Origin of the sequence: Mesorhizobium sp. WSM4935, from assembly GCF_029625735.1 — a bacterium.
GTDB lineage: Bacteria > Pseudomonadota > Alphaproteobacteria > Rhizobiales > Rhizobiaceae > Mesorhizobium.
In genome coordinates this window covers 332859-345398 of the sequence record NZ_JARTVR010000001.1, presented here as the reverse complement: position 1 = coordinate 345398, position 12540 = coordinate 332859, and the positions used below count along the sequence as shown (strand labels likewise).

Sequence of the window (12540 nt, the reverse complement as noted above, 5' to 3'; positions counted from 1 at the left end):
CGGGGGAGATGTCCGGCAGGACAGAGGGGGGTGTGAAGGAACGCTACGCAGGAGGTTCTCTCCATGCCTGACCGCTCCTTCCTCTCCTGGCCCTTCTTCGAAGACCGCCACCGCCAACTCGCCGAAAACCTCGACGCCTGGTGCGCGAAAAACCTTCCCGTCGACCACCGCGATGTCGACGCCGCCTGCCGCGCGCTGGCGGCTAAACTCGGCCGTGACGGCTGGCTGAAGCCGACGGCGCTCGACCCGGCCAATCCCGCGCCGCTGGACGTGCGCGCGCTCTGCATCACGCGCGAGACGCTGGCCCGCCATGATGGCCTCGCCGACTTCGCCTTCGCCATGCAGGGGCTGGGCACCGGCGCGATCTCGCTGTTCGGCACGCCGGACCAGCAGCGCTGGCTGGAGAAGACACGAGCCGGCCAGGCGATTTCCGCCTTTGCGCTGTCGGAGCCGCGCTCCGGGTCCGATGTCGCCAACATGGAGATGACGGCTGTCCGCGACGGCGACTTCTATGTGCTGTCGGGCGAGAAAACCTGGATCTCCAACGGCGGCATCGCAGACCTCTATGTCGTCTTCGCCCGCACGGGCGAGGCGCCGGGCGCCAAGGGGATTTCCGCATTCATCGTGTCCGGCGACACCAAGGGACTGGGCATAGCCGAGCGGCTCGAGGTGATCGCTCCGCATCCGCTGGCCAGGTTGTCCTTCGACAATGTACGCGTTCCGGCCTCAGCGCTTATCGGCAAGCCCGGCGATGGTTTCCGGATCGCCATGTCGGTGCTCGACGTCTTCCGCTCCACGGTGGGGGCGGCGGCGCTCGGCTTCGCGCGGCGTGCGCTGGACGAGAGCGTCAAACGCGCCGCGGAGCGCAAATTGTTCGGCGCGCCGATGGCCGAGCTGCAGATGGTGCAGGGCCATATCGCCGACATGGCGCTGGATGTCGACGCCGCGGCGCTGCTCATCTACCGCGCCGCGTGGACCAAGGACCTGGGCGCCACGCGGGTGACGCGCGAGGCGGCGATGGCCAAGCTCTTCGCCACCGACAAGGCGCAGGAGGTGATCGACAAGGCCGTGCAGCTGCATGGCGGCGACGGCGTGCGCAAGGGCCATGTCGTCGAGAGCCTCTATCGCGAGATCCGGGCGCTGCGCATCTATGAGGGCGCCTCGGACGTGCAGAAGGTGGTGATCGCCAGGCAGGTAATGGGCGGGGCGTGAGAACAGAGTTGAACCAGGGGGAACTGGACATGCACACCATTCTGCAGCCGGAGGGCTGGGCCAAGCCGATCGGCTACGCCAATGGCGTGGCCGCGCGTGGCCGGCTTGTCTTCATCGGCGGCCAGGTCGGCTGGAACGCCGAATGCAAGTTCGAGACCGACGATTTCGTCGGCCAGGTGCGCCAGACGCTTGCCAATGTCGTCGCGGTGCTCGCTGAAGCCGGCGGCGAGCCTCAGCATATCACTTCCATGACGTGGTATTTCACCGACAAGGCCGAGTATCTCACCAATCTTAAGGGAATAGGCGAGGCCTACCGCACTGTCATCGGCCGGCATTTCCCGGCGATGGCCGCCATGCAGGTGGTGGCGCTGGTCGAGGACCGGGCGAAGGTGGAGATCCAGGCGATGGCGGTTATTCCGGAGTGAGCTGAGGCGCACTGGCTTCATTTCGCAACGGCGGGCAATTGGCCTGAGACCAAGCGAAGATGATCAAAAACTTCAACGTTGCCGCCGCTCCTCATCTGGCTACCGCCTCTTCTCCCGTGAACGGGGTGCCGCAGGCGGATGAGGGGCAGCACCGGCGGTGGCCAGACGGGCGAGTTCTCACAGCCGCTTGGCTGCCGCGACAATCTGTGATCAGATGATCACGCCCGCTTTGGCGGGTATGTCATCGCACATAGACTTTGCCGGCACCCAAGGAAAGCAAAAGCGTGGCTCTGGGCTTCGAACCTGTATCGGGACGCATCACCGTCCAGGATGGCGTTTACCAACAGCTTCGCCACGCCTTGATGGTCGGCAGTTTCGATCCCGGGCAGGTGCTGACCATCGCCTCGCTGGCCGAGGCCTTCGGCACCTCGAACATGCCGGTGCGCGAAGCTCTGCGCCGGCTGGCGGCGGAGAACGCGCTGGAGATCTCGCAGAATGGCTCGGCCTGCGTGCCGGTGGTGACGCGGGCCAGGCTCGACGATCTCTGCCGCGCCCGGCTCGCCGTCGAAGGGCTGGCGGCCGAGCTCGGCGCGCCGCGCCTGACCGCTGCCGACATCGCCAGCTTGCAGAGGGTCACCGACGACCAGCAGGCGATCGGCCGCGACGGCAGTATCTACGAGCTGATCGCCAAGAACCAGCAGTTCCACTTCACCATCTATCGCGCATCCGGCTCCGACGTGCTGTTCCAGCTGATCGAAACGCTGTGGCTGCGCTTCGGCCCCTATATGCGGCTCTTGTCCAACCATGTCGCGCCGCTGATGCGCGCCGGCACCATGGAGCCCTCGGGGCGTCACGCCGCGATCATCGCAGCGCTCAAGGACAAGGATTTTCCGCGCGCCCGCGACGAGGTGGTGGCCGACATCACAGCGACTCAAGCGACCTTGCGCACGATCTGTCCCGAGGTGCCTGAGCCCAAGGCGGTCGATTTCGCCGGTTTCGGCAAAGCGTCCTGATTTTCTCAACGTCGGTGACCGAAGTCCGGAAACGGTCCGGCCGCAGCCGCGCTGGCCCAAGTAATCGCTTTTTGATCGTCCCCCGCTGGCTTTCTTTAGCCTTAAAGGATTGATCGCCGCCTGGTTTTGTGATCACATGATCACAAGGGAGCGAGAGACAGCAAATGTCCGGCTATTTTCTCTATCATTCGATCGGAACTTTCCCCGGCAAGGCCGAAGCGATGGCCGTCGCGCTGGCGGAATTTTCCGGCGTCTGGTCAGCAGAAGATGACGGCCAATGGCCGGCCGCGCTGGCCGCCCGCCAACGCTTCATCGACGCCTGGACGCGGCTGATCGAAGCGCCGCGGGGCACATTGACCACGGCCGAGAATGTCACCTCCGCGCTCTATAGCCTGATCGGCGGCCTGCCGGCCGAGCGCCTGGCGGGCAAACGGCTGCTTGTCGCAGCCGACTGCTTTCCGAGCCTGCATTTCCTGCTCGCGGGCTTGGCCGAGCGTTTCGGCTTTATGCTATACACCGTGCCGCTGCGACCGGGCGAGAGCTGGGTGCGCGATGAGGATTTCATCGCCCGCTGGCAAGAGGATGTCGGGCTCGCGCTCATCACCTTCGTCACCTCGACGGCCTCGCATCGCTGCGACATCGAGCGGCTGGCGGCGCATGGCCGCGCCATGGGCAGCATTGTCGGCGTCGATGTCACGCAAGGGATCGGCGTGGCGCCGTTTTCCGTTGCCGCGACGCCGGTCGATTTCGTCGTCTCGACCTCGCTGAAATGGCTATGTGGTTCCTCCGGCGCCGGCATATTGCAGGTCGCGCCGGAATTGCTCGCGACCTGCCGGCCGGAGCTGCGCGGCTGGTTCAGCCAGCCGAACCCGTTCTCCTGGGATCTCGACGCCTTCGCCTATGCCGACGATGCGCGCCGCTTCGACCATGGCACGCCGGCGATCCTGGCCAGCGTCGCCTCGTTGCCCGGGCTGGAATGGGTGGAAAAGACCGGCATCGACGCCATCCGCGCGCAGAACGCCACGCTGGTCGAACGCATCATCGGCGCGGCGCTCGACAATGGCTGGACACTGCGTTCGCCGCTCGATGCCAGAGAGCGCGGCGGCAGCGTCATGCTCGGCCTGCCGCAAGGCGTCGAGGCGGCGAGGATTATCGCTTCGCTGCGCAACGAGCGCCTCTACTGCGATGCGCGCGGCACGACGCTCAGGCTGTCGCCCGGCATGGTCACCACGGAAGCGGCGGTCGAAGCGCTGATCGCCAGGCTTGAGGAACATATCGGTTCGCGGCATCGCCGCGCATCCTGATTGCAGGCACCGTCTCGCCTGCGGCGCCTGGGAGCTGGCGCCGGAAGAAGCGGAAGAGGAAATGAGTCACTTTGACGTGGCCGAACCAGAGGGAAGCACAATGTTGAAACGTCTAGGACTGATTGGGGTGATCGTTGGCGCGGGTGTGGCTTTCGCGGCGCCCGCCTTTGCCGACAAGATCATGGTAGGCGCCTATCCGGCCAACCCGCCATGGGAATACAAGACCGATTCCGGCGGCTTCGAGGGTTTTGAGATCGACGTCGCCAACGATGTCGCCAAGCGCATCGGCGCCGATGCCGAATTCCAGGACCTCGGTTTCCAGGCGCTGTTCGCGGCGACTGCTTCCGGCCGCATCGATTTCGCCGTATCCTCGATCTCGGTCACCAAGGAGCGGCTGCAGAACCAGGGCTTCACGCAACCCTATTACGACAGCGACGGCACGATCGTCGGCAAGGCGGATTCGGCCATCAAGTCGCTCGACGACCTCAAGGGCAAAACCATCGGCGTCATCGCAGGCTCGACCGGCGAAGCCTATATGAAGGAGAACGCCGCCAAGCTCGGCGTCGCCGAGACCAAGAGCTACAACGCCCAGCAGGACCTTTTGCTCGACGTGCAGAACGGGCGCATCGACGGCGGCGCCGGCGAGCTCGCCGGCTTCCTGTTCGCCATCAAGCAGATGCCGGCGCTGAAGATCCTGGTGCGCATCCCGACCGGCGAGCGCTTCGCCATGATGACCAAGAAGGGTCATCCGCTGCTCGAGAAGGTCAACGACGCGATCACCGCCATGAAGAAGGACGGCACGATGGCGGCAATCCACAAGAAGTGGTTCGGCGTCGATCCGGAAGCCGGCACCAGCACCGTGACGCCCGGTCCGATCCCCCAATAGTCCGGCGAAATATCGCCGCGGGAGTGCCGGCCAGGCCGGCGCTCCCGCCTCCACCCTTCAGGCCCGCGAAGGCGGTGGGCTTGGCATTGCCTTCATGGTGAGCCGATGGAACTGATCGACACCTTCTTCAACTGGGGCATCCTGGTCCGATCGTTTCCGATCCTGATCCGCGGGCTGGGCAACACCATCCTGCTCGGCTTGGCGGCCATCGTCTTCGGCACCATTGCCGGATTGGCGATCTGCCTGGTGCGGCTCTATGCGCCGAAGCCGTTGAGGCGGCTGGCGACGCTCTATATCGACGTCTTCCGCGCGCTGCCGATTCTGGTGGTGCTGATCCTGATCTATTACGCCCTGCCCTTTATCGGCATCCGCCTGTCGTCCTTCGTGTCGGCCGCACTCGCGCTGTCGCTGGTGCTTGCGGCTTTCACCGCGGAAGTCTGCCGCGCCGGCATCCAGAACATCCCGAAAGGCCAGTTCGAGGCGGCGGCCGCGCTCGGCCTGCCCTTCTGGGTGGCCATGCGCAAGGTGGTGCTGCCGCAGGCGATCCGCGTCGTCATCCCGCCGCTCACCAGCAATTGCGTCTCGGTATTCAAGGACACCGCGCTGGCCTCCGTCGTGGCGATGCCCGACCTTCTGAAGCAGGCGACCGACGCGCAGGCGCTGATGGCCAACCCGACGCCGCTGATCGGCGCCGCGATCATCTATCTCGCTTTCCTGTGGCCGCTGGTGAGACTGGTCGGCTACCTCGAAGAGCGCGGTAAGGCCCGGTCCGCGCACTGAACCCATTTTTGCATCGATGACCTGAAGGAGACGCCTCGTGAACCAGCACCATGTTTCGAAAGCGCAGGAGGGCGCCGCCTCGTTCCCGGTCGAAAAAATCCGCGCCATGTTCCCGGCGCTTAGCCAAGCCGGCGATTTCATCTTCATGGACAATGCCGCCGGCGCGCAGATCCCGCAAAGCGTGCTCGATGCGGTGACCAACCATCTGGTCGGGCACAATGTGCAGCGCGGCGGCCGCTATGGCCGCAGTGTTAGCGTCGACCAGTCGGTAGCGGACGCACGCGAGAGCGTCGCGCTTCTCATTAACGCCTACAGCCCCTCCGAAATCTGCTTCGGCATGAACGCCACCTCGTTCATCCGCCTGGTCAGCCTCGGCATCGGCCAGATGCTTTCGGATCGTGACGAGATCGTCGTCACCGACATGGATCATGACGCCAACATCGCCACTTGGCTGGCGCTGGAACAGGTCGGCGCGAAGTTCAAATGGTGGCGCATGCGCGAGGACGGGAATCTGCATGTCGACGATCTCAAGCCGCTGGTTTCCGAACGCACCCGGCTCGTCGCCTGCACGGTGACGGCGCATTCGATCGGCTCGATCGTCGATGTCGCATCGGTGGCCAGGATCGCGCATGCCGCGGGCGCCGCAGTGTTCCTCGACTGCGTGCATTACGGACCGCACGGCTTGATCGACGTGCAGGCCTGGGACTGCGATTATCTCGTCTGCTCCGGCTACAAGAACTTCTCGCCGCATATGGGTTTTCTGTGGGGCCGCTTCGAAACGCTGAGGCGGCTGCCGACCTTCCGCGAGGATTTCATTCCGGACGAGCCGCCTTACAAGGTCGAGGCCGGCACCTTCATCTACGAAAACGTCTCCGGCATGGACGCGGCGGTGCGCTATCTGGAATCGGTCGGCCGCAACTTCTTAGCCCAAAACAATCGCTCACGCCGCGACAACATCGTCGCCGGCATGAACGCCATCCGCGACTACGAGCTGATGCTGGCGCGCGAGATGCTGCAGGTGCTGAAGGATTGTGGCGCCACCATCTACGGCATCGCCGACGAGGCGCGCATCCATGAGCGCGTGCCGACCTTCTGCTTCAACATCGGTAAGCTCTCGCCGCAACGGATCGTCGAGGAGATGGCGGCCATGCAGATCGGGATCCGCGACGGCCACATGTATGCGCCGCGCCTGATGAAGCGGCTAAACCTCTCAATGGACAGCGGCGCCATCCGCGCCTCGCTAGTGCATTACAACACGGTCGAGGAAGTGCGCCGGTTTGGGGAAGCGCTGCGGGCCGTCATTGCGAAGTTGTCGTAGGCAGAGGCGCACTGGACTCAGCGTCGTCATCCACGGGCGGAGCAAGGAGCGAAGCGACGCGGCGCAGACCCGAGGATCCATGCCGTGATATCCGAGCGCCGCTCACCGTGCAGAATTCTGCTCCGCTGCGCCTTTCGAGTGAGCTAAGGCATGGATTCTGGGTCTGCGCGCCGCTTCGCGGCGCTCCGCCCTAGAAGACCTCTGGGCTAGCGCCCTTTACGAGGACGAAGCAGACGTCAGGCCGCCTTCTTCGCCAGCCTCGCCTTGATGCTGGCGATGTCGGCGCGCGGCGTCGCGGCGAACAGCGTCTTGGTGTAGGCGTGCTTGGGGTCGGAGAAGACCTCGTCGCGCGGGCCATATTCGACGGCTTCGCCGAAATACATCACCATCACATCGTCGGCGATATAGCGCACCACCGACAGGTCGTGACTGATGAAGACATAGGTCAGTTGGAACTCGTCCTGCAGGTCGGCGAGCAGGTTCAGCACCTGCGCCTGCACGGAGAGGTCGAGCGCCGAAACCGGCTCGTCCAGCACCAGAAGGCTCGGGTTCAGCATCAGCGCGCGGGCAATAGCGATGCGCTGGCGCTGGCCGCCAGAGAACATGTGCGGATAGCGGTTGTAGTGCTCCGGTCCGAGGCCGACCTTTCTCAGCATCTTCATCGCAAGGTCGCGCCGCTCCTCGGCCGGCCTGTCGGTGTTGATCAGGAGCGGCTCGCCGAGCACGTCGCCGATCTTCTGGCGCGGATTGAGCGAGCCATAAGGGTTCTGGAACACGATCTGCACCTTGCGGCGCATTTCCTTGGTGAGCCCGTCCCTGGCGATATCGACCTTGTTGCCGTCGATGAAGAGCTCGCCGGAGGTGGCCGGATCGATCAGCGTGATGATGCGGGCGAGCGTGGACTTGCCGCAGCCGGACTCGCCGACGATCGCCAGCGTCTTGCCCTTCTCGACGCTGAAGGAGACGCCCTTCACCGCATGCACGGTGCGCGCGCCGCGGAGCAGGCCGCCTCCGATATGGTAGTCGCGCTTGATATCCTTGCCTTCGACAACCTTGGTCATGCGCCGGCTCCCGAGGGTGCGGGCTCGAACAGCATGTCGGAGACGGTCGGCAGCCGGTCGCCGACGGCGTTCTCCGGCAGCGCCGAGAGCAGCGCGCGCGTGTAGTTGCTCTTCGGCGATTCAAAGAGCGACAGCACGTCTGCCTCTTCCATCTTGCGGCCCTTGTACTGGACGATGACGCGGTCGGCGGTCTCGGCCACCACGCCCATATTGTGGGTGATCATGATCAGGCCCATGCCGTATTTGGCCTGCAACGAGACCAAGAGGTCGAGGATCTGCTTCTGGATGGTGACGTCGAGCGCCGTGGTCGGCTCGTCGGCGATCAGGAGTTTCGGGTTGCAGGCGATCGCCATGGCGATCATGACGCGCTGGCACTGGCCGCCCGACATCTGGTGCGGGAAGGAGTTGAGCCGCTCCGCCGGTTCCGGAATGCCGACCTGCTTGAAAAGCTCGATGGCGCGCGCCCGGCGCTGGGCCTTGTCCATGCCCATGTGGAAGCGCAGCACTTCCTCGATCTGGAAACCCACGGTGAAGCAAGGGTTGAGGCTGGCGATCGGCTCCTGGAAGATCATGGCGATATCCTTGCCGATGATCTTGCGGCGGTCGGCCGGGCTGATCTTCAAAAGGTCGCGGCCGTTGAAGGTCATGCGGTCGGCGGTGACGGTGGCAGTCCACGGCAGCAAGCCCATCACGGCCAGCATCGACACCGACTTGCCGGAGCCGGATTCGCCGACGATGGCAAGCACCTCACGCTCGTCGACATGGAGCGAGACGCCATCGACGGCGCGGAACGGGCCCGACGCGGTCTGGAATTCGACGACAAGATTTCGGATGTCGAGCAGCGCCATCACGACCTCCTGAGCTTGGGATCGAGGGCGTCGCGCAGGCCATCGCCGATCAGGTTGATGGCAAGCACGGTGATGAGGATGGCGAGACCGGGGAAGGTCACCACCCACCAGGCGCGCAGGATGAATTCGCGCGCCGAGGCAAGCATCGTGCCCCATTCCGGCGTCGGCGGCTGCGCACCGAGGCCGAGGAAACCGAGCGCGGCGGCTTCCAGGATGGCGTTGGAGAAGGACAGCGTGCCCTGCACGATCAGCGGCGCCAAGCAGTTGGGCAGGATGGTGCGGAGCATCAGTCTGAGGTGTCCGGCACCAGCGACCTTTGCCGCCACGACATATTCGCGGCTCTTCTCGGCCATCACGGCGGCGCGCACCAGGCGGGCGAAATGCGGCTGCAGCACCAGCGCGATCGCCAACATGGCGTTGAACAGGCCGGGGCCGAGGATGGTGACAAGGACCAGCGCGAGCAGCAGCGACGGGAAGGCCAGGATCAGGTCCATGACGCGCATGATCGCAACGTCGACCCAGCCGCGGAAATAGCCTGCCAAGAGGCCGAGGGTGATGCCGCCGGTGAGCGCCAGCGTGACCACCACCGCGCCGATCAGCAACGAGAAGCGGGCGCCATAAAGCAGGCGCGAAAGGATGTCGCGGCCGACCGGGTCGGTGCCCAGCAGATATTGCGTCGAGCCGCCTTCCTGCCAGGCCGGCGGCCTGAGGAAGGCGGCTTTGTCCTGGATGTCGGGCGCGTAGGGCGCGAGCAGCGGCGCGAAGAGCGCTGCGAGCACCAAAAGGATGAACACGAACAGGCCGATGACCGCGCCGCGGTTGACGGCGAAATAATGCCAGAACGTCTTGAAGCCGGTCAGACGATCCGGGCTGCCGGCGGCCATCGGGGCGATTTCTGTTGACTGGCTCATTTACGCTGCCCTGATGCGCGGGTTGATGACGGCATAGAGCACATCGACGATGAGGTTCACCGCCATGACGATGAGCGCGATCAAAAGCAGACCCGACTGCACGACGACATAGTCGCGCTTGAAGATGGAATCGACCATCCATTTGCCGATGCCCGGCCAGGCGAAGATGGTCTCGGTGAGGATGGCGCCCGCAAGCAGCGTGCCGACCTGCAGGCCGATGGTGGTGACGACCGGAATCAGCGCGTTGCGCAGCGCGTGCACGCCGATGACGCGGGCCGCCGAAAGGCCCTTGGCGCGCGCGGTGCGGACATAGTCCTCGCCCAGCACCTCGAGCATGGCCGAGCGCGTCTGGCGCGCGATCACCGCCAGCGGAATGGTGCCGAGCACGATCGAAGGCAGCACAAGGTGGCTGAGCGCGGAGCGGAACGCATCCCATTTGCCATAAAGCAGGCTGTCGATGGTCATGAAGCCGGTGATCGGCTTGAGGAAGAACTGCAGGCCGATGCGGCCCGACACCGGCGTCCAGCCGAGATAGCCGGAAAAGAAGATGATGAGCAGCAGGCCCCACCAGAAGATCGGCATCGAATAGCCGACAAGTGCGGTACCCATCAGCGACTGGTCGAACCATGAGCCGCGCTTGACGGCGGCGAAGATGCCGGCGGGAATGCCGATCACCATGGCGAAGATCATGGCGAAGAAGGACAGTTCCAGCGTCGCCGGGAAGAGCGTCTTGAACTCCTCCAGGACCGGCCGCTTGGACGAGATGGAAACGCCGAAATCGCCGGTGGCCACCTCACGGACATAGCGCGCGTATTGCTCCCAGATCGGCAGGTTGTAGCCGAACTGTTCCTTGAGCTCTTCGTAGCGGGCGGGAGCGACGCCATGCTCGCCGGCCATGGCGAGGATCGGGTCCCCGGGCAGCAGACGGACGAAGGCGAAGGCGCAGATGGTGATGCCGACCAGGGTCGGGATCAAAAGGGCGATTTTGTTGAGAAGATATCGGAGCATCGTCAAATGGAAACGGGGCGGCGCAAACTTGCGCCGCCCCGTTCGCAAATATTACTCGGACTTGTCAACACCGTCGAAACGGTGAATGCCGAGCGGGTCCATCTTGAAGCCGGTGACGTTGTTGCGAACGACCGCGTAGACCTGGCTGTGAGCCAGCAGGAAGGCGGGCGCTTCCTTCGCGAAGATCACCTGCGCCTGCTCATAGAGCTTGGTGCGCTCGGCCTGGTCGCTGGTCTTCTTGGCCTTCTGGATCAGGTCCTCGAAGTCCTTGTCGCACCAGCTCGAATAGTTCGAGACGCCGATGGCGGAGCAGGCGAAGAGGGTGGCGAAGAAATTGTCCGGATCGCCATTGTCGCCGGTCCAGCCGATCTGGAAGGCGCCCGGACGGTCCTTCTTCTTGCCTTCCTCGCGATACTTCGTCCACTCGTAATTGACGATGTTGGCCTTGACGCCGACCTTGGCCCAGTCAGCCTGGATCAGCTCGGCGGCGCGCTGGAAGTTCGGGTTGTAGGGACGCACGCGGTCCGCGGCCCAGAGCTGGATCTCCTTCAGCCCGGCATCGGCCAGCACCTTCTTGGCCGCTTCCGGGTTGTAGGTGTCGGTCTTCACGTCCTTGTTCCACGACCACATGGTCGGCGGGATCAGGTTTTCGGCCGGCGTGGCGCCGGCGTCCTGGAACAGCGACTTGATCAGGGCTTCCCGGTCGATCGCCTGGTTGAGCGCATGGCGAACCTCGGGCTTGTCGAGCGGCGGGATCGTGGTGTTGTAGCTCATATAGCCGATGTTGAGGCCGGCCTGGTCGAGCAGGGTGACGTCCTTGTTGGCCTTGATGGTGGCGATGTCGGCCGGGTTCGGATAGGGCGCGATGTCGCATTCGCCGGCCAGCACCTTCTGGATGCGCGCGGTCGCGTCAGGCGTGATGGCGAAGACGAGATCGTCGATCTTTTCCTTGCCCTTGAAGTAGTCGGGGTTTGCCGCATAGCGGATGACCGAATCCAGCTGATAGTCGACGAACTGGAACGGACCGGTGCCGATCGGCTTGGTCGAGAAGTCGGCCATCTTGCCTTCCTTCTCGAGCTGGTCGGCATATTCCTTCGACACGATCGAGGCGAAGTCCATGCCGAGATTGGCCAGCATCGGCGCATTCGGCTCGGTCAGCGTCAGCTTGACGGTGAGGTCGTCGACCTTCTCCCACTTGGCGACATATTTCGGCATGTCCATGCCGGTGTAATAGTCCCAGGTCAGGTTCGGCAGATACTTGTCGCCATTCCACGGATTCTGCTTGTTGAACTGGCGATCGAAGGAGAAGACGACGTCATCGGCGTTGAGGTCGCGCGTCGGCTTGAAATAGTCGGTGGTCTGGAACTTCACGCCCGGATGCAGATGGAAAGTATAGACTAGGCCATCGTCTGAAATTTCCCATTTGTCGGCGAGACCAGGCTCGATCTCTGTGCCACCGTGCTTGAATTCGACCAATCGCGAATAGACGGTGCGCGAAGATGCGTCGAAGTCGTTGCCGCCGGTCGTCGTGCCGGGATCGAAATTGGCCGGCGACGCTTCCGAGCAATAAACGAGCGTCTTGGCGCTGGCCATGCCGCTGAGGACGCTTGCAGCCAGCAACGCGGCTGCAAAAGCCATTGTCTTTTTCATTGAGCACTCCCTGATGTTCTCCCAAGCCCCTCTATCAGGCTCGCGAAGGGCGCATATAAGCACCGTTTCTTCGCCTTTGGAACACCTCGTTTGCGTACCCTACGGGAAGCAGGAAAAGAATCTA

At 64.0% G+C, this 12540-nt stretch carries 12 protein-coding genes; 7 read left to right on the top strand and 5 right to left on the bottom strand.

Going from position 1 to position 12540, the window contains the following annotated elements; genetic code table 11:
- The first annotated feature begins 63 nt into the window (after window positions 1-63).
- The 7 genes from P9273_RS01610 to P9273_RS01580 all read left to right on the top strand — a co-directional run bounded on the left by P9273_RS01610 (window position 64) and on the right by P9273_RS01580 (window position 6938).
- Window positions 64-1212 (top strand): acyl-CoA dehydrogenase family protein, encoded by a 1149-nt coding sequence (locus tag P9273_RS01610; protein ID WP_278047335.1) that lies wholly within the window; start codon window positions 64-66, stop codon window positions 1210-1212.
- A 29-nt stretch (window positions 1213-1241) separates the two neighbouring features.
- Window positions 1242-1637 carry a RidA family protein gene (locus P9273_RS01605; RefSeq protein ID WP_278047334.1) on the top strand — a complete coding sequence of 132 codons (396 nt, stop codon included), beginning with the start codon at window positions 1242-1244 and terminating at the stop codon, window positions 1635-1637.
- A 284-nt stretch (window positions 1638-1921) separates the two neighbouring features.
- Window positions 1922-2650 carry a GntR family transcriptional regulator gene (locus tag P9273_RS01600; RefSeq protein WP_278047333.1) on the top strand — a complete coding sequence of 243 codons (729 nt, stop codon included), beginning with the start codon at window positions 1922-1924 and terminating at the stop codon, window positions 2648-2650.
- A 164-nt stretch (window positions 2651-2814) separates the two neighbouring features.
- On the top strand, window positions 2815-3954 hold the full coding sequence (locus P9273_RS01595) for an aminotransferase class V-fold PLP-dependent enzyme (RefSeq protein ID WP_278047332.1): 1140 nt from the start codon (window positions 2815-2817) through the stop codon (window positions 3952-3954).
- Between the two features lie 100 nt (window positions 3955-4054).
- A complete protein-coding gene (locus tag P9273_RS01590) occupies window positions 4055-4840 on the top strand; it encodes an ABC transporter substrate-binding protein (protein ID WP_278047331.1) in 786 nt (261 codons plus the stop codon).
- Window positions 4841-4945: 105 nt separating this feature from the next.
- Window positions 4946-5620 carry an amino acid ABC transporter permease gene (locus tag P9273_RS01585; protein WP_040993874.1) on the top strand — a complete coding sequence of 225 codons (675 nt, stop codon included), beginning with the start codon at window positions 4946-4948 and terminating at the stop codon, window positions 5618-5620.
- A 37-nt stretch (window positions 5621-5657) separates the two neighbouring features.
- Window positions 5658-6938, top strand: coding sequence for a cysteine desulfurase-like protein (locus P9273_RS01580; protein WP_278047330.1), 1281 nt, complete (start codon window positions 5658-5660; stop codon window positions 6936-6938).
- Window positions 6939-7174: 236 nt separating this feature from the next.
- Here P9273_RS01580 and P9273_RS01575 read toward each other — a convergent pair whose 3' ends face one another.
- The 5 genes from P9273_RS01575 to P9273_RS01555 are packed head-to-tail and all read right to left on the bottom strand — an operon-like array spanning window position 7175 to window position 12416.
- Window positions 7175-7999, bottom strand: coding sequence for a dipeptide ABC transporter ATP-binding protein (locus P9273_RS01575; RefSeq protein ID WP_278047329.1), 825 nt, complete (start codon window positions 7997-7999; stop codon window positions 7175-7177).
- Entirely contained in the window at window positions 7996-8847 is an 852-nt protein-coding gene (locus P9273_RS01570) for an ABC transporter ATP-binding protein (RefSeq protein ID WP_278047328.1), read from the bottom strand. The genes P9273_RS01575 and P9273_RS01570 overlap by 4 nt, the downstream gene beginning before the upstream one ends.
- Window positions 8847-9758, bottom strand: coding sequence for an ABC transporter permease subunit (locus P9273_RS01565; protein WP_442920177.1), 912 nt, complete (start codon window positions 9756-9758; stop codon window positions 8847-8849). Before P9273_RS01565 ends, P9273_RS01570 begins: the two co-directional genes overlap by 1 nt.
- On the bottom strand, window positions 9759-10766 hold the full coding sequence (locus tag P9273_RS01560; RefSeq protein ID WP_040993867.1) for an ABC transporter permease subunit: 1008 nt from the start codon (window positions 10764-10766) through the stop codon (window positions 9759-9761).
- A gap of 51 nt (window positions 10767-10817) precedes the next feature.
- Window positions 10818-12416, bottom strand: a complete 1599-nt coding sequence (locus tag P9273_RS01555) for an ABC transporter substrate-binding protein (protein ID WP_040993865.1) — start codon at window positions 12414-12416, stop codon at window positions 10818-10820.
- Between the last annotated feature and the right edge of the window lie 124 nt (window positions 12417-12540).